The organism is Rhizobium sp. AG207R (assembly GCF_027109195.1).
GTDB classification, from domain to species: domain Bacteria; phylum Pseudomonadota; class Alphaproteobacteria; order Rhizobiales; family Rhizobiaceae; genus Rhizobium; species Rhizobium dioscoreae.
In genome coordinates this window covers 221,440-242,635 of record NZ_JAEPVT010000010.1, presented here as the reverse complement: position 1 = coordinate 242,635, position 21,196 = coordinate 221,440, and the positions used below count along the sequence as shown (strand labels likewise).

Genomic DNA, 21,196 nt, shown 5'->3' with positions numbered 1-21,196 from the left:
GGCCGCCGCCGATTCCGCAGCATGGATTAGAGCGAAGCCTTGATCTTGGTGGCAACGTCCGGGGCAACCCACTTGGTCCACATATCGGGGTAGGTCTTGAGGAAGTACTTGGCGCCGTCCTCGTTCGTGCCCTGATTGTCGGTCATCCAGGCGAGAACCTTGCCAACCGTGGCATTATCCCATTTGCGGGTCTTCATATAGTCCATGGCAATGCCGGCCTTGGCCGCAAAGTCCTTGGTGACGACGGTGTAGACATCCGAAACCGGATAGGAGTTCACCTTCGGATTGGCGCAGTCCTGCTGCGACGTGCAGGCATCCCATTCCTTCTTGTCGTGCGGCACGTTGAAGCTCAGACGAACCATGTCGTACTTGCCGAGGATCGCGGTCGGGGCCCAGTAGTAGCCGAGCCAGCCGGTCTTCTTTTCGAAGGCGTTGGCGATCGAACCGTCCAAACCTGCGGCCGAGCCGGTGTCGACGAGAGTAAAGCCGAGCTTGTCGGCGCCGAGAGCCTTGTAAAGGTTGGTCGTGGAGATCTGGCAGTTCCAGCCTGCCGGGCAGTCATAGACGGCGCCCTTGGATGGATCTTCCGGGGCCGGGAAAAGTTCAGGATGCTTCAGCGCGTCCTGAACGGTCTTGATGTCGGGATGCGCGTCGGCGACGAACTTCGGAATCCACCAGCCTTCGACGCCGCCATCGCTCAAAAGCGGTGCAGCCACGATCAGACGGCCTTCCGATACGGCCTTGTCGAGCGCGGTGCGCACGGCATTGACCCAAAGCTCGGGTGCGACGTCAGGCTGACCTTTTTCGTTCATGGAGGTAAAGGTCGGCTGTGTATCGCCGGTTACCAGGGTGACATTGCAGCCGTAACCGTTCTGCAGGATGATCTTGTCGACCTGCGCGGCAACGCCTGCGGATGCCCAGTTCATTTCAGCGATGGATACGCTGCCGCAATCTGCGGCCTGCGCCGAGCCAGCCAAAGCATAGGCGCCGAATGCAAAAATGGCTGAAGCGAGAAGCTTCTTCATTGATATCGTCTCCCAATTTTTCGTTACGTTGCGGAAATCGACTCCAACGCGTTCGATTTCTGTCGATCCCCTGTCAGCGCGGTCTGATTGCAACCGTTCATACGCCGCTGACGACGCCCGTACGGTCCCCTTTGCTGCTGTCGTGCATTTGGTCTTTTTGCGACCGCCGAATTCTGTCGCGGCCGGGCATTCTTTGCATCGACATCAATCAGCGTAAGGATTTGGATGAAGAAATCAACAGCCCATCGGGTAATGGACGTTATCGTGCCTCTTGGAGAAGCTTAAATAAGCGCCTGAATTAGCCTGTTTTCTGCCATTCGTGGCTGCAAAACGTCCATTACATGGCTTCCTCAAAGCTCTGTTGCTCAGACGGATTTGAATGGCGCTTAAATCTCGCGTCCCTGGAAGACGTTTTATATCTTATTTGCGCCGTTTACGCTTTCTCAACGCAAAGAGGAAAATTTTCAAAAAATTTTCAGATTCACTCTAATTTAAGCACTTAATAACCCTCCAGTAACGATGTCCGTTTATCAATCGATGCGTGGCGGGGGACATACCGCTGCTTCCCTGGATCAGGTATTGCGTACCGGGGAAAGCGAACCTTGCGGTGTATGTGCAGGGAAGCCGGCGTTTTTGGCAAACCGCGTCGATCTCCGGATCGCGCGGTTTTCGCGCTTGAGAGGGTGCCTTTACGAGGCAGTTTGATCTGCCCGAAGCGGCACCCGTTCCATCTCGATAACGATCAAAAATAAAGCCGCCGATGCTATCGCATGGCGGCTTCTCATGTGTCGGCTAGCGGCTTGACGCGCTATTAGCCAACATTATAGGTGCGGATGAAGCCAACCGTACCGAAGCGCGTATCGAGCTGCTGCAGGCGGCTCTCCGGGCGGCGAACCGGAAGCTTGCCATTCCAGGCGATCTGGATGGAATTCTGTCTGTTGAAGATGAAGAGCATTGGGGTATCCTCCGACCCGGACCGGCCGGTTTCGTTGTTTGTTTTCGCGATGGAGATAATCCTCTTCCGCGTAACTCACAATGGATGAAATCGTCATCCAATGTCGCAAACAGAGCATGTTTGAGGGTGGTGCATTTTTGTATCGTGCTCGCTCTTTCCGGAGGCCCGGGATCGCGGCAGAATCAAGGCGGAATCTAGCGTTTTCAGTGGCTGTGGCGCATCGAGGTGGTGGGGAATGACAAGAGCGATCATGCTGCAGGGAACCGGCTCCGATGTCGGAAAAACGGTATTAGTCGCAGGTCTGTGTCGGCTGTTCGCGAACAGAGGCGTGAGGGTGCGCCCGTTCAAGCCGCAGAATATGTCCAACAATGCCGCCGTTGCGGAGGATGGCGGCGAGATCGGGCGCGCCCAATGGCTGCAGTCGCTTGCGGCGCGGGTGCCATCATCGGTTCACATGAATCCGGTGCTGTTGAAGCCGCAATCGGAAACCGGCAGCCAGATCATCGTACAGGGCAAGGTCTGGGGCCATGCCAAGGGCAGGGACTATCAGGCGCTGAAGCCGCAGCTGCTTGGTGCCGTACTCGAAAGCTTCGCCACGATGCGGGCAGGAACCGATCTCGTTGTCGTCGAGGGAGCTGGTTCGCCTGCCGAGATCAATCTTCGACGCGGCGATATCGCCAATATGGGCTTTGCGACACGCGCCAATGTCCCCGTCGTGCTGGTCGGTGACATAGACCGCGGCGGCGTAATCGCGTCACTGGTCGGCACGTATCATATATTGCCGGAGGAAGACCGGCGAATGATCCGTGGCTACCTGATCAACAAGTTTCGTGGCGATGTCTCCTTGTTCGGTGAGGGCATAGCGGCCATCGGCGGCTTCACTGGCTGGCAATGCCATGGCGTCGTGCCGTGGCTGAAGGCGGCGGCGCGTCTGCCGGCGGAGGATTCCGTTGTGCTGGAGCGGCTTGCTCGTGGCTCGTCCGGCGCGCTCAAGGTCGCCGTGCCGGTGCTGTCGCGGATTGCCAATTTCGACGATCTTGACCCGCTGCGAGCCGAGCCCGATGTCGATCTGGTTTTCGTTCGCGCTGGAGAGCGTTTGCCCGCCGATGCAGGGCTTGTGGTGCTACCTGGCTCGAAGTCTACGATCGGTGACCTTCTCGATCTGCGTGAGCATGGGTGGGATCGCGATATTGCTGCCCATGTGCGCCGCGGCGGTCGCGTCATCGGCATTTGCGGCGGCTATCAGATGCTCGGCCATACCGTTTACGATCCGCTCGGTATCGAGGGATCGGTGACCGAGACGCCCGGATTGGGTCTTTTGGATATCGAGACGGAAATGGCTCCAGAAAAGACGGTACGGAATAGCACTGCCGTTTCCAAGGAATATGATGTGCCGCTATCGGGCTATGAAATCCATCTTGGCGTCACGCGGGGTCCGGACTGCGAGCGGCCATCGACCATGATCGACGGGCGGCCCGATGGAGCCATATCGCCGGATGGCCGTGTTATGGGCACATACCTGCATGGTCTTTTCGGCAGCGATGCTTACCGGGCGAAGCTGCTGGCAAGCTTCGGTCTTTCCGGCGAGCGCATGAACTATCGCGCCAGCGTCGATGCGGCGCTGGACGAAGTTGCGGCAGAGCTGGAAAGTGTACTCGATCCCGCCTGGCTCGACGGTCTGGTCGCCTAAAGTTCCCCCGACACTTCCCGCCGCCGGCGGTCGAGTTCTTCGCTGTAGCGGCGCAGCGTATAGCTCTCCGTCAGCAGACCGATGACTTTACGCTCGATCAAATCGTTGACCACAACGAGCGCTTCGCTCTTCGTCTGCTCGAACATGGCGGCTGCCTGCTTGGCGTTCATCTGCGGCTGCAGGAATTCGTTACGCAGCCGGATGAAATCGGAAAGGCCGTGCTCCTCGTCGTCTTTTTCGATCGGGCTCGCATAGACGTCGGGCACGAGAACCATTCCGGAATATTTCTCGTTCTTGTCGATCAGGATGACGCGCTGCGCCGAGCCGATCGGAAAATTCTTGCGGAATTCCTCGATGCTCATGTCGATGCTGCCCGTGTGCACGTCGGGGCGCATCATGCGGGCGACCGTCAGATTGCGGATCCAGCCGACATCGTGGGCGCTGCGGATGCTCTCGCCGCGCAAATGGAAGCGCCATGTGGCGAAGGAGTAGCCGAAGGTCGTGCGCACCACCAGCGATGAGGTGATGACGGCAGCCAGCACCAGGGCAGTGATCGGAAAGTCCCCGGTGATTTCAAGCGCCAGGAAGGTCATGGTCAGCGGGCCGCCGATGATGGCAACGGCCAGCGAGCTCATGCCGACGACGGCATAGACGACCGGCGTCAGCGTGGCATGATCGAAATAGGGTGCACAATAGGCGAAGATCTTGCCGAGCAGTGCGCCCATGAACAGCGAAGCGAAGAAGAGGCCGCCTCTGAAGCCGGAGCCGATCGATATTGCGGAGGCGAGCGATTTCAGCAGGAATAGACCCAGCAAGGCGCCCAGCGTCACGTCCGTAGACAGATTGAGATGCAGCGCGCCATGGCCGGCAGATAGGACCTGCGGCGAAATCAACGCCAGTGTTCCGACGACCAGGCCGCCGAGCGCGGGCCGGAAAGGCGGCGCGATGGAACTCTTGCGTGCCAATTCTTCGACCCAGGCGACGCCCTGCATGATCAGGATGCCGATACCGGCGCAGAAGGCACCAAGCAGGATAGCTGGAAGATAATCCGCCGGAACGATCGCCCCGAAATGATCGATATCGATGGCGAAGTCATCGCCGGCAAGCAGTCTTGCAATCATCGTCGATATCAGTGCCGAGACGACGACAGGGGTTAGCGTCAGGATCGAATAGCTGCCGATGATGAGCTCAAAGGCATAGAAGGCACCGGTGAGCGGCGCATTGAATGCTGCGGCAATAGCACCCGCAGCACCGCAGCCGACGAGCATGCGCAGGTCTGCGCGGCGCATCTGCATCTTATAGCCGAATTTGGAGGCAATGCCGGCCGCGAGCTGCGTGTAACCCGCTTCAAGCCCGACGGACGCGCCGAATCCATTCGAGATCAGGTTCTGCACGGCGACGATGATGCTGTCGGTAAGCGACATCCGGCCGCCATGCAGCGCATTGGCTTCGATCGGGTCGACCATCGGCTTCTTGCGCGTGCGCGACAATATGTAGAGCAATATGCCGAGAATGATGCCGCCTGCGATCGGTGCGATGAACAACACCGATTTGTCGGGAATCGCCATTGCTGCCGAACTCAAGCGTTCGTAGTCGGTTATACCGTAGATGACGCTGTGAAGCTTGCGCGAGATATAGCTCATCGCGGTGACGGCACAGCCGGACGCTATTCCCACCAGCGCGCCGGCAAAAACAAGTCCCAGCTCGCCACGGCGCAGCAATGCCCTGAAGCGACCGAGATCGAATAGGACCGAGAAGACGCCGAGACGTCGCGGTTGGAATTTCTGCAGCATTGGAAGCGGACGATACGTTTTGCTCGAATGTGAGGGGTTACCCTCTATAAACTCCTAACATCAAAGAAATACGGCAAAAAAGCCGCTGGTTTTATGGGAATTTTCAACCGAATTCGCAATCAGGATGGCGCAGGTCGCATCCATGCCCTTGATTGACTTGAACTCAGTGAAAGCCTAATCATTGCGGCATAACGAATGGTTCCTGAGCGGCGATCTGCCGCATGGGATGAAAAGGGAATGTGAAGGGGCGGACCCAATCCGGGCGTTCTCATCACAGCCGACCCCGCGACTGTAGAGCGGTCAGGGTCTTTCGTTCGGTTTGAAGTCTATTTCGTCGATGGTTCGCATGGGGCGAACGGGGGCGAGGCAGGCGCAAATCGAAAAAGCCACTGGTGTGGCATCATGATTAACCGGGGCTGGACGCCTCTTATTCTACGAATCGTCCGCCTTTTCATGATGCATTGCCGGGAAGGTGAGAAAGATCCGCTGGCGCACGATCGGGGGCGACCGGTTTCGGTCCGCCCCCGTCGCGTCGCCTCATCCGCGAGCCAGGAGACCTGCCATGCGTGCCGGGCGCAGAGCCTGTTTTGGGACGCGAGTTCCGCTGCCAGCACGGAGGTTGTCATGGCGCAAGACGAGTTTTCGGCGTGTAGGCGCCTGTTTCCCGGTTCCAGCGACGTGCTGCCGACCCTCGCTTTTGCTCGAGAGCGGGCATAACGCATGTCGTCTTCGATTTCCCAAGCGGTCTTCGTTCTTGGCGGCGCGCGCTCCGGCAAATCCAGGTTTGCAGAATCGCTGGTGTCGGATACCGGCCTCGAATGTCACTATGTGGCGACAGGGCGGGCGTGGGATGACGAGATGCGCGAGCGCATCGCCAAGCATCGTGCCGATCGCGGCGATCTATGGCAGACGCATGAGGAGCCTATGGATCTCGTCGGGCAGCTTGCCGCTATCGACGCGGAGGGGCGGGCGGTGCTTATCGACTGCCTGACGCTCTGGGTGACCAATCTGATGATGGCCGAGCGGGATATGGCGGCAGAATTTGCCGCTCTCACTGCATTTCTGCCGACTGCGCGATCAAGGCTCGTTCTCGTCTCCAACGAGGTGGGCTTGGGAATCGTACCAGAAAATCGCATGGCGCGCGAATTTCGCGATCATGCCGGCCGCCTGCACCAGATGGTCGCGGCGGCGAGTGCCGAAGTTTATTTTATCGCAGCGGGCTTGCCGCTGAAAATGAAGGGCTGATCCATATGAACCAGGAAAAGATTCCCGCCACCGTCATCACTGGCTTCCTGGGAGCCGGCAAGACGACGATGATCCGCAACCTCCTGCAGAATGCCGGCGGCAAGAAGATCGCGCTGATCATCAACGAGTTCGGCGACCTCGGCGTTGATGGCGACGTGCTGAAGGGCTGCGGTGCGGAGAACTGCACGGAAGATGACATCATCGAGCTGACCAATGGCTGCATCTGCTGCACCGTCGCCGACGACTTCATCCCGACGATGACGAAGCTTCTGGAGCGCGATGCGCGCCCGGATCATATCGTCATCGAAACATCAGGCCTTGCCCTGCCGCAGCCGCTGGTTGCCGCCTTCAACTGGCCTGACATTCGCACCCATGTCACCGTCGACGGCGTCATCACGGTGGTCGACAGCGCGGCTGTTGCCGCCGGCCGTTTCGCCGACGATCACGACGCCGTAGAGGCTGCTCGCGTCGAGGACGACTCGCTTGATCACGAAAGCCCGATCGAGGAACTGTTCGAGGATCAGCTGACCTGCGCCGATCTGATCGTGCTCAACAAGACCGATCTGATCGACACTGATGGTCTCGGCCGCGTCCGCGCCGAAGTAGCCTCGCGCACCGCCCGCAAGCCGACAATCATCGAGGCCAAGAACGGCGATGTGCCCGCCACTGTCCTGCTCGGCCTCGGGATCGGCACGGAAGACGATATCGTCAACCGCAAATCTCACCACGAGTTGGAGCACGAGGATGGCACGCCGCATGACCACGACGAGTTCGACAGCTTCGTCGTCGAACTCGGCCCGATTGCCGATCCGGCCGCCTTCGTCGATGCGCTGAAGGGCGTGATTGCGGAGCATGATGTGCTGCGCCTCAAGGGCTTCGTCGATGTCCCCGGCAAGCCCATGCGCCTGCAGCTTCAGGCCGTCGGCAGCCGCATCGACACCTATTTCGATCGCGCCTGGACGCCGGGTGAAGCCCGCGCGACCCGGCTTGTCGTGATCGGCCTGCACGAGATGGACGAGACGATCGTTCGCAAGGCGATCGAAGCATTGGTCTAAGGGACGTCCATGCACCTCCTTCTAGCCCAAAAGGGAACCATCAGCGACGGAGAGGAGGCGATCGACCTTGGGCAGTCGCCCGGCGATATCCTCTTTCTGTCGGCCGCCGATACCGAGCTTGCGGCGATTGCCGCAGCCCACGGAGAGGGCGGCCGTTCCCTTCGGCTTGCAAGCCTGATGAGCCTCAAGCATCCGATGTCCGTCGATACCTATATTGACAGAACGGCGCGGTATGCGAAGCTCATCATCGTGCGGGCGCTCGGAGGAGCAAGCTACTTCCACTATGCGCTGGAAGCGCTGCATGCCTGTGCAGCGCGCCAGGGTGCCTTGATCGCGGTGCTGCCGGGAGATTCGAAACCCGATCCCGGGCTAACGCCATTTTCCAACGTCGCACTCGATGATCTCAATGCGCTCTGGTCCTATCTGATCGAGGGCGGCGAGGCGAATTCGCGGGCGTTTCTCGCCTATGCCGAGGCGATGCTCTCAGGCGCCGAGAAGCCGATGCCCGCCGTACCCTTGATGAAGGCCGGGATCTGGTGGCCAGGGCGGGGCGTGATCGGCGTCGAGGAGTGGAGGAGAGTCTCCAAAGCGGAGATGGTGATCCCTGCAGGATTCGAACCTCCGACCGTCGCGATTTCCTTCTATCGGGCGTTGGTTCAGAGCGGTGAAACCAGACCTGTCGAAGCCATGATAGAGGCGCTTATCGCTGAGGGCATGCGGCCGTTGCCGGTCTTTGCCTATAGCCTCAAGGACGTCGTGTCGGTCGGTATTCTCGAAAGTGTCTTTACCGAGCTGAAACCGGGCGTGGTCATCAATGCCACGGGCTTTGCCGTTTCAGCTCCGGGCGCGGATCGGCAGCCAACAGTGCTGGAGACTGGTGACGCCATTGTTCTGCAGGCCATCTTCTCGGCTTCATCGAAGGAGGCGTGGGAGGAATCTTCGCAGGGGCTTTCGGCGCGCGATCTCGGCATGAACGTGGCGCTCCCCGAGGTCGACGGGCGCGTTCTCGCCCGCGCCGTGTCCTTCAAGGCTGCGGCCCGCTATGACGAGAGAGTCGAGGCCAATATCGTCGCCAGCGAACCGCTTGAGGATCGCATGCGCTATACGGCGCGGCTTGCAGCCAATTGGGCGCGGCTGCGCAATACGCTGCCCGGCGATCGCCGTGTTGCGCTTGTCATGGCGAACTATCCCAATCGTGATGGACGTCTCGGCAACGGTGTCGGGCTCGATACGCCGGTCGGCACGATCGAAGTGCTGAAGGCGATGCGGGCGGCCGGCTACGGCGTTGCCGATCTGCCTGCCGACGGCGATGCGCTGATGCGGCACTTGGCGGAAGGGCCGACAAATTCGGGGTACGATGGCCGCGTGGTCGGCGAGACGCTTTCCTTCAGCGACTACAAGCATTTCTTCTCGTCGCTTCCCAAACCGATTCAAGATGAGATTACCGCGCGCTGGGGGGAGCCTGAGGCCGATCCCTATGCGTTGGATGACGGCTTTGCCCTGCCGTTCGCCCGCTTCGGGGATGTGCTCGTTGGTATCCAGCCGGCGCGCGGCTACAATATCGATCCGAAGGAGAGCTACCATTCTCCCGATCTCGTGCCGCCGCACGGCTATCTTGCCTTCTATGCCTTCCTGCGCCGCTCTTTCGATGCACATGCGATCATTCACATGGGCAAGCACGGCAATCTCGAATGGCTGCCGGGCAAGGCACTGGCGCTGTCGGAAAATTGCTATCCGGAAGCAATCCTCGGACCACTGCCGAACCTCTATCCCTTCATCGTCAACGATCCTGGTGAGGGCACGCAGGCCAAGCGCCGCACGAGCGCCGTCATCATCGATCACCTGACGCCGCCGCTGACGCGTGCCGAAAGCTATGGCCCGCTGAAGGATCTGGAAGCGCTGGTCGACGAATATTACGAGGCTTCCGGCGGCGATCCCCGCCGCATCCGTCTGCTGCGTAAACAGATCCTCGATCTCGTCGCCGATATCGGGCTAGATCAGGATGCCGGCATCGCCAAGGGCGAGGGCGAAGACGAGGCCTTGCGCAAGCTCGATGCCTATCTCTGCGACCTCAAGGAAATGCAGATCCGCGATGGGTTGCACATTTTCGGCGTCTCGCCCGCTGGGCGGTTGTTGACGGATTTGACGGTGGCGCTGGCAAGGGTGCCGCGCGGGCTGGGCGAGGGTGGCGATCAGAGTCTGCAGCGGGCGATTGCTCGGGATGCGTTCGAGGATGTGGGGAGTGCGATACCCCCCTCTGTCGCCTTCGCGACATCTCCCCCACAAGGGGGGAGATTGGTTGCTCGTGCTGCCCCATCGCCTCAAGTGACTGTCGAATCCGCAGATGCTGTTGGTAATAAATCGGGAGAACGAAGCGGCACACTCCAATCAATCTCCCCCCTTGTGGGGGAGATGTCAGCGAAGCTGACAGAGGGGGGTATCCCTCCGAACAAGCCATTCGACCCGCTAGACTGTGACATGGCCGCCGAATGGACCGGCCCGCGCCCCACAATTCTCCAAGACATCTCCGACGCCTCCTGGCGTACCCAAGGCGATACCGTCGAACGCATCGAACTCCTGGCCGCAAAGCTCGTGAATGGCGAAACGGCCTGCCCGGAGAACTGGCCCAACACTCGCATGGTTCTCGGCGAGATTGGCTCGAAGCTCCAGCCTTCCATCCTCGCTTGCGGCGACGCGGAAATCGCAGCTCTGCTCAAAGGCCTCGACGGTCGTTTCGTACCTCCCGGCCCATCCGGCGCACCGACCCGTGGCCGGCCGGATGTTCTGCCGACGGGGCGCAATTTCTATTCGGTCGACAGCCGTGCGGTTCCGACGCCGGCTGCCTATGAGCTTGGCAGGAAGTCGGCCGAATTGCTCATCCGCCGCTATGTGCAGGATCATGGCGAATGGCCCGTTTCCTTCGGCATGACAGCCTGGGGCACATCGAACATGCGCACGGGTGGCGACGATATCGCGCAGGCGCTGGCGTTGATTGGTGTTAAGCCCGTATGGGACATGACTTCACGCCGCGTCACCGGCTATGAGATCATCCCGCCGGCCATGCTCCGGCGGCCGCGAGTCGATGTCACGCTGCGCATCTCCGGCTTTTTCCGTGATGCGTTTCCCGAGCAGATCGCCTTGTTCGATAGGGCAGTCCGCGCGGTCGGCATGCTCGATGAGGATGCAACGGATAATCCGATTGCGGCGCGTATGCGCGGCGAGATCGCGCGGCTTGAGGTCGCCGGGTTGGACACCGCGTCTGCCAGTCGTCGTGCGGGCTATCGCATCTTCGGGTCGAAACCCGGCGCTTATGGAGCTGGTCTGCAGGCGCTGATCGATGAGAAAGGCTGGGAGCGGCGCGCGGATCTGGCGGAGGCCTATCTCGTCTGGGGCAGCTATGCCTATGGCGCCGGCGAGGAGGGCAGGGCGGAGCGGGGCGTCTTCGAAGAGCGTTTGCGTTCGATCCAGGCGGTCGTGCAGAACCAGGACAATCGCGAGCACGATCTGCTCGACAGCGACGATTATTATCAGTTCGAGGGCGGCATGGCAGCCGCGGCCGAGCAGCTTGGCGGCGCGCGCCCCTCGATCTATCATAACGACCATTCGAGGCCGGAAAAGCCGGTGATCCGCTCGCTTGAAGAGGAGATCGGCCGGGTCGTGCGCGGGCGCGTCGTCAACCCCAAGTGGATCGAGGGCATCATGCGCCATGGCTACAAGGGCGCCTTCGAAATTGCGGCAACGGTGGATTATCTCTTTGCCTTTGCCGCGACGACGGGTGCTGTCGGCAATCATCACTTCGAGGCCGTCTACCAGGCCTTCATCATCGATCAGCGCGTGCGTGATTTCATGGCAGAGAAGAATCCGGCTGCACTCAGGGAGATGCGAGAACGTCTGCTCGAGGCGATCGATCGCCAGCTTTGGACACCGAGAAGCAATTCGGCGCGGTTCGATTTGGAAAGCCTGAAGGAGGGCCGGGAGGCGGCGGTATGAGTACGGTCGACGAGCTTCTGACCGCCTTTCGGGATTATCTGCAATCGCGCAGTGATCCAGTGCTACGGCATTTCATTGAAGGCTTCGACTGGTCGATGAAGAAGCGCTTGCTCGTGCCGCAGGACATGCCCGTCGTCGATTATCTTCGAAAACATGATCAGTCTCGCGATGGGGCGGAAGGCGTGCTGCTTGGCAGGCTCTTTCAAGCCGCGGACGAACTGCATTGGGCACAGACCTACAGCATCACCGATTTCGACGCGGATTTCCTCGAGAGATACGGCTGGGTCGAGCTTTTTGGCACGCGCGGGCATTTCACAAACAAAGAAATGGCCGGCGGTTTTCTCTTGCTTGGTCCCGGCGTGCACTATCCGGATCATCATCACGAGGCGGAGGAAATCTATATTCCTCTGACCGACGGCTCGCTGTGGAGCAAGGATGCCCAACCGTTCCTGCCGCGCTGGTCGGGTGAGATCATCCATCACCCCTCGAATATCCGCCACGCGATGCGCACGGAAGATCAGCCGCTTGTCGCGCTCTACATCTGGCGTGGCGGGCCGCTGGCACAGAAATCGATAATATCAGGGAGAATGCAATGAGCGACGAATTGGCCGAAACCGGTGCGGGCGTGCCGAAGAACGACGATGCCCGTCACGCCGACAAGATGGCCAAGAAGAAGGCCGCGCGCGACAAAATCATGGCGACCAAGACCGACGAGAAGGGCTTGATCATTGTCCATACAGGTAAGGGCAAGGGAAAATCCTCCTCCGCCTTCGGTATGATCTTCCGCCACATCGCCCATGGAAAGCCGAGCGCGGTGGTGCAATTCATCAAGGGCGCCATGTGGACCGGCGAGCGCGACCTGATCGAAAAGCATTTCTCCGACCTCTGCCAGTTCCATACGATGGGTGAAGGCTTTACCTGGGAGACGCAGGATCGCGCCCGCGACGTTGCGGCGGCCACGGCTGCCTGGGAAAAGGCCAAGGAACTGATCCGCGATGAGCGCAACTCCATGGTGCTGCTGGATGAGATCAATATTGCGCTTCGTTACGATTACCTCGACATCAACGAGGTGCTGGAGTTCCTCAAGAACGAAAAGCCTTACATGACCCATGTCGTCTTGACGGGCCGCAACGCCAAGGAAGAGCTGATCGAGATTGCCGATCTCGTAACCGAGATGGAATTGATCAAGCACCCTTTCCGCTCGGGTATCAAAGGGCAGCCGGGCGTCGAGTTCTGATCGCGGGCGGCTGTCAACCGCCCGGCAGCATCGTCTTCAGTTTTTCCGCCGTCTGCGGGTTTGCGGGAAAGAAGGATTCGATCGCCAGCTCCGACAGGGTGACATCGACAGGCGTTCCGAAGACGGTCGTTGTGGACAGAAACGAGAGATGTCCCGTATCGGTGACAAGCTCCAGCGGCACGACAATGCCGGCGAAATCCCGTTCCGGAGCCGTCGATTTTGGCGCAGCCGGTGCGGGATAGGCGGATAATTCCGCCAGCAGTTTTGTCAACACGGGATCGCCGGTTGCCGATATCTGCTGGCGCAGGCGCTCCAGCAGATGCGCACGCCATTCGGAGAGATTGGCGATCCGCGGCGCCAAGCCATGTGGATGCAGGCTCAGCCGCAGGACATTGATCGGCCCTTCGGTCAGCGAGGCATCCGTCACGCCGGCAAGCAATGGTGCGACGGCGGCATTGGCAGCGATCAACGTCCAGTGACGGTCAACAGCCAGGGCTGGGAAGGGCTCGTGTCCTTTCAGCAGCATGTCGATGGCGCGCCGCGCCGGAGCAAGCGCCGGGTCGTCCAGTTTGCGCTCTGGAAAGACCGGCGCAAATCCAGCCGCCAGAAGCATCGGATTGCGTTCACGCAAGGGAACGCCGAGCCGTTCGGCGAGATGCATCAGCATCTCGCGGCTTGGGAGCGCCCGCCCGCTCTCGATGAAGCTCAGATGCCGTTGCGATATTTCGGCTTCAAGGGCGAACTCGAGCTGGCTCAGGTGGCGGCGCTGCCGCCATTCGCGCAGGTGGTCGCCGAGAGAGCGGGCCGGGTTCATCATGCGGCGGCCGGCAGCTGGTCGATGAAGCCGTGAACGGATTTCAGCTGTTCGCCTTCTAGAATTGCAAAATCCGTGCCCTTGATCAGCGGCTCCGCATCGGCCGGGCCAAAACCCCAGGAGAAGCGGAGATGGTCGCCGTAGCGATCGCCGTTCGTGAGGAGGGTGAAGCGAAAGCCCGGGAAGCGCTCGTGCGCCGCCGTGACCAGCGCGTGAATCTCTTCGCGATTGCCCGCGCGCATCATCGGGTCGACATAGCTGCAGTCTTCCGTCCATACCTCGGCGATGAGCGCACGCCGGCGGTCGGTATCGGCCTCGTTCCAGATGGCGATATAGCGGTCTGCGATGGTGTTCGCATCAATCATCGGTCAACTCCTTTGGATCGCCTGAACCGTTCAGGCAGAGCGATCATCGGCGCGTACCGAAGCACTATCAATTACGTCGGAGGTAATCAAAGGTGCGTTTCTTACAGTCCCAGCCAGATCCTGACGGGATGGGTGGGATCCGCCAGCAGCTTGATCGCAAAGGCTATGCAGACGATCACGAGCAGCGGCTTGATCAGTTTCGCACCGATGCGCATGGCGAGCCGCGAACCGAGCTGGGCGCCGAGGAATTGGCCGGCCCCCATCGTCAGCCCGACTTTCCAGAGGATGGCGCCGGAGAAGATGAAGACGATCAGGCCGCCGAGATTCGAGCCGAAATTGAGCAGCTTCGTATGCGCCGTCGCCTTCAAGAGTCCGAAGCCGGCGAGGGTCACGAAGGCGAGCATCAGGAACGAGCCGGTTCCGGGGCCGAAGGCGCCGTCATAGAAGCCGATCAGCGGCACGAACGTTACGCCGAAGAGTCCGGCGCTCATGCGCCGATGCTTTTCGATATCGCCGAGATTGGGTTTCAGGGCGAAATAGAGCGCAATCGCGATCAGAAGGAAGGGCAGGATGATGCGCAGAACCTGGCTTGGCATGATGGTCGCCAGCAATGCACCGAGCATGCCTCCGATCACAGCCATCGCCGCCATCGGAAGCTGTTCGCGAAGTTGCACGTGTCCTTGCCGGGCATAGGCGATTGTAGCGGAAGCCGCGCCGCAGATGGACTGCACCTTGTTCGTGCCGAGGGTCTGCAGCGGCGGAATACCGGCCAGCAGCATGGCAGGCACGGTAATCAGCCCACCGCCGCCGGCGATCGAATCGACGAAACCAGCGAAGAACGCGGCGGCAAAGAGCAAAAGCAGCAGTTGAAATGTGATGTCTGGCAAGGTGGGGAACTCTGAGGCGGGAATTAAACGGCCTTCTGGCACTTCGATCGCCGCAAGGCAATTGCTATCAGGGCATATCAGGCGAAATTGACGCGTCGAAACGTGCCCGCTACAGCTGTCATCTCGGTCGATGCTGTTGGGAGCGACTATGACGATCTACGCCAATTCCACCCGCCGCTATCTTCTGGGTCTTGGCTGTGAGCGCGGCACGGACTGGAATGAGGTGCGGATGCTTGCGGAAAGAGCCTTTCAGGAGGCTGGGATCGTAAGCGAGCAGGTTCTGGCCGTCGTGTCGATCGACACGCGCATGGATGAACCGGCGATCCTGGAGACCGCCACGCATTTTCGCCTCCCGGCGCGCTTCTTCAAGGCAGCTGCACTGGAGCGGGAGACACCCAGGCTGAAGAACCCGTCCGAGATTGTTTTTGCGCATGTCGGTTGCCACGGTGTTGCCGAGGCTGCTGCGCTTGCGGCCGCCGGCTCGGATTCGGAGCTGGTGCTGCCCAAGATCAAGTCCAGCTTCGCCACGGCAGCGATCGCCAGGATCGCTTGAAGAGCGAATTCGCCACGCAAATCTCACAAATGCTCCATAGGGACATCGTCATGGCATTCCGCCACCGGCGGTTCTCGTGTATGCCGATGGGTCAAGCATGATCCACGACGGGAGGAAATTTCCGGAAGATCAAGCTTATTCAGTATGTTGATAAGGAAAAATCATGCAAAAGGTCATTTATGATACGGATCCGGGCGTTGACGACGCCATGGCGCTTCTCTTCCTGCATCGTCACCCGAATATCGACCTTCTTGGCGTGACGACGGTTTTCGGCAATGCTTCGGTCGACACGACGACCCGCAACGCGCTGTTCCTGAAGCGCGAGTGGAATATTCCGTGCCCAATTGCGCGCGGCGCCAGCGTCACTTTCGATCCTTCGCGGCATGAGCGGCCATGGCCGACAATGGTTCACGGCCATAACGGTCTCGGCGACATCGACGTGCCTGACACGATCGATCTGTCGACCGATCCCCGGCCAGCCTATCAGTTCATCATCGACACGGTTCGCGCGCATCCGGGGGAGGTTACCCTAGTTGCCGTCGGCCGCATGACCAATCTGGCTCTGGCGCTGAAGCATGATCCAGATATCGCCAAGCTCGTGAAAGGTGTCGTCATCATGGGCGGCAATTTTTACGTACCAGGCAATGTCTCTCCGGTCGCGGAGGCCAATATTCACGGCGATCCGGAAGCGGCCGATTTCGTCATGACAGCGGCCTGGAAAGTCGTCGTGGTCGGTCTGGACGTGACCTCGGTGACGACCATGAGCCGCGGCTATCTGGCAGACATGGCCAAGGCAGGCGGCCCTTCGGTGCAGCTTTTGGCCGACCTCTCGCAGTCCTACATCGATTTCTACAAGCATGCGGTCGAAGACGGCATGATGGTCCATGATAGCTGCGCTTGCGTCTACGTCGTGGCACCAGAGCTGTTCGACACGATCGAGGGATCGATCCGCGTCGTCTGCGGCGGTATTGCCGACGGCCAGACGATTATCAAGCAGGACGGTCGCCGCTTCCCGCCCGGCGATTGGGACAATCTGCCGAGCCAGATCGCCTGCACCGGCATCCGCTCGCAGCAGGTTCTCGATCTGATCCGCGACGTGATTCTGGGCAAGGTGAAGCATTAAACCCCGTGAAGGGGGCATGGCGCCCCCTTCACAATTCGCTGAAGACCATTCTCCAGCCCTATCAAGAGCCTATCTGAGTGTCCGGATATATCGAGTCGGGGACGCAGTGATCGATCGACGTGTTTTCTGTGCCCTGTCGCCGTTGGAAAAGCTCATAGCGTGCTGTCGCTCATGTCGAAGAGATGCATGACGTAATGTCCGCAATGGGAGCGATGTCGAACGGAGATCGCCTTATCCCGTTCTCAACATTGCAATTTCGCCCATCCGGGCATAGGACACATGGGATGAACGATACCGCCTTTTCCAATCTGCCGGCCCTGGAGCCGGGGTCCGTCTGGCTCGTCGGTGCCGGGCCGGGCGATCCGGGGCTTTTGACCCTGCTGGCCGCCAAGGGATTGGCCGAGGCGGATGTCATTGTGCACGATGCGCTTGTCAATGAAGATTGCTTCAAACTCGCCCGCTCTGGCGCGGTGTTGGAATATGCCGGCAAGCGCGGCGGCAAGCCTTCCGCCAAGCAGCGGGATATCTCGCTGCGCCTGGTGGAACTGGCGCGGGCCGGCAAGCGCGTTCTGCGTTTGAAGGGCGGCGATCCCTTCGTTTTCGGGCGCGGCGGCGAGGAAGCGCTGACGCTTGTCCAGCACGGCATTCCCTTCCGCATCGTGCCCGGCATCACGGCTGGGATCGGTGGTCTGGCCTATGCCGGCATTCCCGTTACCCATCGCGACGTCAACCATGCCGTCACCTTCCTGACTGGTCATGACTCCTCCGGCGTCGTACCGGACGCGATCGATTGGGACTCGATCGGCAAGGGATCGCCCGTTATCGTCATGTATATGGCGATGAAGCACATTGCCCAGATCAGCGCGAATCTTATTGCCGCCGGCCGATCGGCGGACGAACCTGTTGCCTTAGTCTGCAATGCCGCGACATCCTCGCAGCAGGTTTTGGAGACGACGCTCGGGCGCGCGCCCGACGATGTCGAAGCCTCGGGCCTCGAGCCGCCCGCCATAGTCGTCGTCGGCGAGGTGGTGAAATTGCGGCCGTCGCTCGATTGGCTGGGCGCGCTTTCCGGCCGCATATTGCTGCCGGCGACTGAAAGCCCGGGGGAAAGCGGACGCAAGGTGTCGGCATGAGCGGGCTTCTGATCGCGGCACCCTCATCAGGCTCCGGCAAGACCACATTTACGCTCGGTCTGCTGCGGGCACTGCGAAACAGGGGCGTTGCGGTCGCGTCCGGCAAGGCCGGGCCGGATTATATTGATCCTGCCTTTCACGCTGCAGCGCTCGGATCCTCCTGTCTCAACTTCGATCCCTGGGCCATGCGCGCCGAACTGATTTCCGCCAATGCCGCGCTTCATCGTGCCGGCGGACGGATGCTCGTGATCGAGGGGATGATGGGCCTGTTCGACGGTGCTGCCGATGGCACTGGAACTCCGGCCGATCTTGCCGCCCTGCTTGGCCTTTCCGTCGTGCTCGTCGTCGACTGCTCTCGCATGTCGCAATCGGTTGCAGCGGTCGTCAGCGGCTTTGCCAATTTCCGGGCCGATATCCGCATTGCCGGCGTCGTGCTCAATCGCGTCGCCAGTGACAGGCATGAGACCATGTTGCGCCAGGCGCTGAATGCGGTGCGCATGCCCGTCGTCGCCGTTATCCGCAGTGACGCAAGTCTGGCCTTGCCGGAGCGGCATCTCGGTCTGGTGCAGGCGGGCGAGCATGGGGCACTCGAGCAATTTATCGAGGCGGCTGCCGAGGTCATTTCGAAAGCCTGCGATTTCGATCTGCTCCTGCGGGCAGCGCAGCAGCATCTCGTTCGCACCTCGGCGGCCAATATTGCGCGGCTTATGCCGTTCGGTCAGCGCATTGCGGTGGCGCGGGATATCGCATTCGCCTTCTGCTATGAGCATATGCTGCTCGGCTGGAAGCGTCGTGGCGCGGAAATATCCTTCTTTTCTCCGCTCGCGGATGAAGCTCCATCAGCTGATGCCGATGCCATCTATCTGCCGGGCGGCTATCCGGAGTTGCACGCCGGAAAGCTTTCCGCTGCCCAGCATTTCCGGGGTGGCATGAACGCGGCGGCCTCGCGCGGGGTGCGCATTTATGGCGAATGCGGCGGGTATATGGTGCTTGGCGAAGGTCTTGTGGATGCGGCGGGTGCGCGCCACGAAATGCTGGGCCTATTACCCGTCGTTACCAGCTACGAGAAACGACAGCGCCATCTTGGCTATCGGCGGGTGGTGCCGCTTGCCGGCTCCTTCTTCGACAAGCCGATGACGGCGCACGAGTTTCATTATTCGACCATCGTATCGGAAGGTGAGGCGGACCGTCTGTTTGCGGTGAGGGATGCGCTCAATAACGATCTTGGTGCCGCTGGCTTGCAGCGTGCCAATGTTGCCGGCTCCTACATGCATTTGATCGATCTCGCCGGTGACGCCGTATGACCAGCAGGATTGTCCATGGAGGCGGCATCACGGCTGCGGCACGCCAATATGGCGGGCGTCCGGAGGAATGGCTGGATCTGTCGACCGGCATCAATCCCAATCCGGTGACGCTGCCGGAAATCCCCGTTGCGGCATGGCATAGGCTGCCTGACCAGCATTTGCAGGAGCGGGCGCGGGAAGCGGCGAGGAACTATTACCGGAGCGGCGATATTCTGCCCTTGCCGGTTCCCGGCACGCAGTCCGTCATTCAATTGCTTCCGAGGCTGGTGCCCGGTGGCAGCGCCGCAATCCTCTCGCCGACCTATGGCGAATATGCAAGAGCCTTCACGCTGGCGGGGCTGCAGGTCCGCCAGGTTTCGACGCCTGCCGAACTTACCGCCGACGACAGGCTCGTGGTTGCCGTCAATCCCAACAATCCTGATGGGCGGAGGTTACCCATTGAGCAGTTGCGGGACTTGCACGACAGGTTACGGAGCCAAGGTGGGATCCTTCTTGTCGACGAGGCCTTTGGCGATATGGAGCCGGCAGCGAGCGTGGCGCCCTTTGCCGCCTCGATGCCCAACCTCGTCATCTTCCGTTCGTTCGGAAAGTTTTTCGGACTGGCTGGCCTTCGGCTTGGGTTCGTGATTGCTGAGGCCGCGATCCTAACCCGTTTCGAGGATTGGCTCGGTCCATGGGCGGTTTCCGGACCGGCTCTCTCGATTGCCGCGTCGCTCATGGAAGGCGACACAAGCGCCATCCGAAACCGCATTCTTCAACGACATTCGGCGCTGCAGACGGTTCTTCGCCGCTCGAGGCTGCATATTGCGGGAGGCACGGCCCTGTTTGCACTGGTTGCGGACGACCGCGCCGAGGGCATATATACGCATCTCTGCCGTCATCATATTCTGGTCCGCAAGTTCGATTACGCCCGCAATTGGCTGCGCGTCGGGCTCGCTCCAGATGAAGAAGCGGATCAAAGACTCGCCGGGGTATTAGAGGATTATTCGACATGACCGCCGACGAACATTTGCTCATTCTGGTCCTGGCCTTGTTGCTTGACCGCCTCGTCGGCGATCCCGACTGGTTGTGGCAGCGCTTTCCGCATCCGGTCGTGCTGTTCGGCAAGGCGATTTCATCCTTCGACCAGCGGTTCAATGCAAAACATTTGCCGGGCGTCCTTCGCCGCCGCAACGGACTGATGTCGATCGTCGCGCTGCTCATGGGCGCCGTTATCGCCGGCTGGGCCATTCATGGATTTCTCGCCTTCTTCGGCTGGCTCGGTATCCTGGTCGAGGCGGGGCTTGTGGCGGTTTTCATGGCGCAGAAGAGCCTGGCCGATCATGTCGAGCAAGTTTCGCGGGCATTGCGTGCCGATGGTCTGGAAGGCGGGCGTCTCGCCGTGTCGCGCATCGTCGGCCGGGATCCCGAGACGCTGGATGAGCCGGGTATCTGCCGTGCCGCCATCGAAAGCCTTGCCGAGAATTTTTCCGACGGTGTCGTCGCACCGGCGCTGTGGTACGGCGTTTTCGGCCTGCCGGGCCTCTTCTTCTACAAGATGCTCAACACTGCCGATTCGATGATCGGCCATAAATCCGAGACCTATGTCGATTTTGGCCGCGCTGCCGCGCGCCTCGACGATATCGCCAATTGGCCGGCGGCAAGACTCTCCATCCTGTTGATTGCTGCCGGCGCTCTGATCAAACGTGGCATCTCCGCGCTTGGAAATGCGATCCGCATCGCCGTCCGCGATGGCGGGCTGCATCGTTCACCCAACTCCGGCCGGCCCGAGGCGGCTATGGCCGGCGCGCTCGATATCCAGCTCGCAGGTCCGCGAATCTATGGCGGTGAGCTCGTGCGCGAGCCGATGATCAACGGCTCCGGCCGCGACACTGCTACGGTCAACGACATCGAAGCCGGCATTTCCATATTCTATTCCGCCTGCACGATGCTGACGCTTCTCGCTTTCCTGGGTTTTCTGCTGCTCTTGTGAGCGTTCCGAAATTAAGCAATCGCTCACTATATGTATTAATTTGGTATAATCAGCA

Annotated in this window: 18 protein-coding genes and 1 riboswitch; of the genes, 12 read left to right on the top strand and 6 right to left on the bottom strand. The window is 60.4% G+C overall.

Annotation, left to right across the window (positions count from 1 at the left end):
• Positions 1-26: 26 nt before the first annotated feature.
• A complete protein-coding gene (locus JJQ51_RS23975; RefSeq protein WP_069613157.1) occupies positions 27-1,025 on the bottom strand; it encodes an ABC transporter substrate-binding protein in 999 nt (332 codons plus the stop codon).
• Positions 1,026-1,836: 811 nt separating this feature from the next.
• A complete protein-coding gene (locus tag JJQ51_RS23970; RefSeq protein ID WP_173002442.1) occupies positions 1,837-1,980 on the bottom strand; it encodes a hypothetical protein in 144 nt (47 codons plus the stop codon).
• 235 nt (positions 1,981-2,215) lie between these two features.
• Between JJQ51_RS23970 and JJQ51_RS23965 the strand changes: the two genes are divergently transcribed.
• Positions 2,216-3,670 carry a cobyric acid synthase gene (locus JJQ51_RS23965; RefSeq protein ID WP_113354550.1) on the top strand — a complete coding sequence of 485 codons (1,455 nt, stop codon included), beginning with the start codon at positions 2,216-2,218 and terminating at the stop codon, positions 3,668-3,670.
• Here JJQ51_RS23965 and JJQ51_RS23960 read toward each other — a convergent pair.
• Entirely contained in the window at positions 3,667-5,463 is a 1,797-nt protein-coding gene (locus JJQ51_RS23960) for a chloride channel protein (protein ID WP_113354551.1), read from the bottom strand. The two genes, JJQ51_RS23965 and JJQ51_RS23960, sit on opposite strands and share 4 nt — an antisense overlap.
• 179 nt (positions 5,464-5,642) lie before the next feature.
• Positions 5,643-6,042, top strand: a riboswitch (cobalamin riboswitch).
• A 141-nt stretch (positions 6,043-6,183) separates the two neighbouring features.
• Between JJQ51_RS23960 and cobU the strand changes: the two genes are divergently transcribed.
• From cobU to cobO, 5 genes are read left to right on the top strand one after another with little or no spacing between them, the layout of a single operon-like run.
• Positions 6,184-6,708: a bifunctional adenosylcobinamide kinase/adenosylcobinamide-phosphate guanylyltransferase gene (cobU, locus tag JJQ51_RS23955; RefSeq protein ID WP_113354552.1), complete on the top strand. Its 525-nt coding sequence runs from the start codon at positions 6,184-6,186 to the stop codon at positions 6,706-6,708.
• Between the two features lie 5 nt (positions 6,709-6,713).
• A complete protein-coding gene (cobW, locus tag JJQ51_RS23950) occupies positions 6,714-7,763 on the top strand; it encodes a cobalamin biosynthesis protein CobW (protein ID WP_113354627.1) in 1,050 nt (349 codons plus the stop codon).
• A 9-nt stretch (positions 7,764-7,772) separates the two neighbouring features.
• Positions 7,773-11,753: a cobaltochelatase subunit CobN gene (gene cobN, locus JJQ51_RS23945; RefSeq protein ID WP_152096081.1), complete on the top strand. Its 3,981-nt coding sequence runs from the start codon at positions 7,773-7,775 to the stop codon at positions 11,751-11,753.
• Entirely contained in the window at positions 11,750-12,349 is a 600-nt protein-coding gene (locus JJQ51_RS23940) for a dimethylsulfonioproprionate lyase family protein (protein WP_152096080.1), read from the top strand. The genes cobN and JJQ51_RS23940 overlap by 4 nt, the downstream gene beginning before the upstream one ends.
• A complete protein-coding gene (cobO, locus tag JJQ51_RS23935; RefSeq protein ID WP_113333029.1) occupies positions 12,346-12,990 on the top strand; it encodes a cob(I)yrinic acid a,c-diamide adenosyltransferase in 645 nt (214 codons plus the stop codon). The genes JJQ51_RS23940 and cobO overlap by 4 nt, the downstream gene beginning before the upstream one ends.
• A gap of 13 nt (positions 12,991-13,003) precedes the next feature.
• Here the strand turns inward: cobO and JJQ51_RS23930 are convergent, their stop codons facing one another.
• The 3 genes from JJQ51_RS23930 to JJQ51_RS23920 form a co-directional block, all read right to left on the bottom strand.
• Entirely contained in the window at positions 13,004-13,807 is an 804-nt protein-coding gene (locus tag JJQ51_RS23930; RefSeq protein WP_269245383.1) for a helix-turn-helix domain-containing protein, read from the bottom strand.
• On the bottom strand, positions 13,804-14,169 hold the full coding sequence (locus JJQ51_RS23925) for a nuclear transport factor 2 family protein (protein WP_269245382.1): 366 nt from the start codon (positions 14,167-14,169) through the stop codon (positions 13,804-13,806). The genes JJQ51_RS23930 and JJQ51_RS23925 overlap by 4 nt, the downstream gene beginning before the upstream one ends.
• Before the next feature lie 101 nt (positions 14,170-14,270).
• A complete protein-coding gene (locus JJQ51_RS23920; protein WP_269245381.1) occupies positions 14,271-15,056 on the bottom strand; it encodes a TSUP family transporter in 786 nt (261 codons plus the stop codon).
• Between the two features lie 148 nt (positions 15,057-15,204).
• Between JJQ51_RS23920 and JJQ51_RS23915 the strand changes: the two genes are divergently transcribed.
• From JJQ51_RS23915 to cbiB, 6 genes are all read left to right on the top strand, one after another.
• Complete coding sequence (locus JJQ51_RS23915; protein ID WP_152092713.1) at positions 15,205-15,609, top strand: cobalamin biosynthesis protein; 405 nt, start codon at positions 15,205-15,207, stop codon at positions 15,607-15,609.
• 163 nt (positions 15,610-15,772) lie between these two features.
• On the top strand, positions 15,773-16,732 hold the full coding sequence (locus JJQ51_RS23910) for a nucleoside hydrolase (RefSeq protein WP_269245380.1): 960 nt from the start codon (positions 15,773-15,775) through the stop codon (positions 16,730-16,732).
• 284 nt (positions 16,733-17,016) lie between these two features.
• Complete coding sequence (gene cobA / locus JJQ51_RS23905; protein ID WP_269245379.1) at positions 17,017-17,865, top strand: uroporphyrinogen-III C-methyltransferase; 849 nt, start codon at positions 17,017-17,019, stop codon at positions 17,863-17,865.
• Positions 17,862-19,169, top strand: a complete 1,308-nt coding sequence (locus JJQ51_RS23900; protein ID WP_269245378.1) for a cobyrinate a,c-diamide synthase — start codon at positions 17,862-17,864, stop codon at positions 19,167-19,169. The genes cobA and JJQ51_RS23900 overlap by 4 nt, the downstream gene beginning before the upstream one ends.
• Positions 19,166-20,164 (top strand): threonine-phosphate decarboxylase CobD, encoded by a 999-nt coding sequence (gene cobD, locus JJQ51_RS23895; protein WP_113354561.1) that lies wholly within the window; start codon positions 19,166-19,168, stop codon positions 20,162-20,164. The genes JJQ51_RS23900 and cobD overlap by 4 nt, the downstream gene beginning before the upstream one ends.
• The gene (gene cbiB / locus JJQ51_RS23890) at positions 20,161-21,141 is read left to right on the top strand and encodes an adenosylcobinamide-phosphate synthase CbiB (RefSeq protein WP_113333038.1); all 981 of its coding nucleotides are present in this window, start codon (positions 20,161-20,163) and stop codon (positions 21,139-21,141) included. Before cobD ends, cbiB begins: the two co-directional genes overlap by 4 nt.
• Positions 21,142-21,196 lie beyond the last annotated feature (55 nt).

What these genes read in the sequence shown, in the direction of transcription:
- cobO (WP_113333029.1), top strand. Translation starts at nt 12,346, where the DNA reads ATGAGCGACGAATTGGCCGAAACCGGTGCGGGCGTGCCGAAGAACGAC.
- JJQ51_RS23930 (WP_269245383.1), bottom strand. Translation starts at nt 13,807, where the DNA reads ATGATGAACCCGGCCCGCTCTCTCGGCGACCACCTGCGCGAATGGCGG.
- JJQ51_RS23910 (WP_269245380.1), top strand. Translation starts at nt 15,773, where the DNA reads ATGCAAAAGGTCATTTATGATACGGATCCGGGCGTTGACGACGCCATG.
- JJQ51_RS23970 (WP_173002442.1), bottom strand. Translation starts at nt 1,980, where the DNA reads ATGCTCTTCATCTTCAACAGACAGAATTCCATCCAGATCGCCTGGAAT.
- JJQ51_RS23925 (WP_269245382.1), bottom strand. Translation starts at nt 14,169, where the DNA reads ATGATTGATGCGAACACCATCGCAGACCGCTATATCGCCATCTGGAAC.
- cobW (WP_113354627.1), top strand. Translation starts at nt 6,714, where the DNA reads ATGAACCAGGAAAAGATTCCCGCCACCGTCATCACTGGCTTCCTGGGA.
- JJQ51_RS23975 (WP_069613157.1), bottom strand. Translation starts at nt 1,025, where the DNA reads ATGAAGAAGCTTCTCGCTTCAGCCATTTTTGCATTCGGCGCCTATGCT.
- JJQ51_RS23960 (WP_113354551.1), bottom strand. Translation starts at nt 5,463, where the DNA reads ATGCTGCAGAAATTCCAACCGCGACGTCTCGGCGTCTTCTCGGTCCTA.
- cbiB (WP_113333038.1), top strand. Translation starts at nt 20,161, where the DNA reads ATGACCGCCGACGAACATTTGCTCATTCTGGTCCTGGCCTTGTTGCTT.
- JJQ51_RS23965 (WP_113354550.1), top strand. Translation starts at nt 2,216, where the DNA reads ATGACAAGAGCGATCATGCTGCAGGGAACCGGCTCCGATGTCGGAAAA.
- JJQ51_RS23940 (WP_152096080.1), top strand. Translation starts at nt 11,750, where the DNA reads ATGAGTACGGTCGACGAGCTTCTGACCGCCTTTCGGGATTATCTGCAA.
- JJQ51_RS23915 (WP_152092713.1), top strand. Translation starts at nt 15,205, where the DNA reads ATGACGATCTACGCCAATTCCACCCGCCGCTATCTTCTGGGTCTTGGC.
- cobN (WP_152096081.1), top strand. Translation starts at nt 7,773, where the DNA reads ATGCACCTCCTTCTAGCCCAAAAGGGAACCATCAGCGACGGAGAGGAG.
- JJQ51_RS23900 (WP_269245378.1), top strand. Translation starts at nt 17,862, where the DNA reads ATGAGCGGGCTTCTGATCGCGGCACCCTCATCAGGCTCCGGCAAGACC.
- cobD (WP_113354561.1), top strand. Translation starts at nt 19,166, where the DNA reads ATGACCAGCAGGATTGTCCATGGAGGCGGCATCACGGCTGCGGCACGC.
- cobA (WP_269245379.1), top strand. Translation starts at nt 17,017, where the DNA reads ATGAACGATACCGCCTTTTCCAATCTGCCGGCCCTGGAGCCGGGGTCC.
- cobU (WP_113354552.1), top strand. Translation starts at nt 6,184, where the DNA reads ATGTCGTCTTCGATTTCCCAAGCGGTCTTCGTTCTTGGCGGCGCGCGC.